1 pseudogene is annotated in these 231 nt (G+C 77.9%); it reads left to right on the top strand.

The features are described 5' to 3' along the window. Window positions 1–231 (top strand): annotated as a pseudogene (locus KVS71_RS19440) (endonuclease/exonuclease/phosphatase family protein); the annotation flags it as partial.

The raw sequence follows: 231 nt of genomic DNA, 5'->3' as shown, positions 1-231 counted from the left end.
GGGGCTGGCGCTGCTGCTCCTGCCCGCCGGGCCGCTGCGCGGCTTCGCGGCGTCCGTCCTGATGGTCGCCGTGCTCGGCGCCGCCGCGCCCGGGGCGATCGGAGCGACGCGGGGGTTCGGCGTGGCCGCCATTCCCGGGCGGACCGACACGAGCCTGCGGGTGCCCACCTGGAACACCGGGGGAGGGGCCGTCTCCGCCGAGCGGATCGCCCAGGAGATCCTGGAGCAGGA

The sequence above is a fragment of the Microbacterium sp. GbtcB4 genome (assembly GCF_019091465.1).
Classification (GTDB): Bacteria; Actinomycetota; Actinomycetes; order Actinomycetales; family Microbacteriaceae; genus Microbacterium; species Microbacterium paraoxydans.
This window is presented reverse-complemented; position numbering and strand designations above follow the sequence as displayed.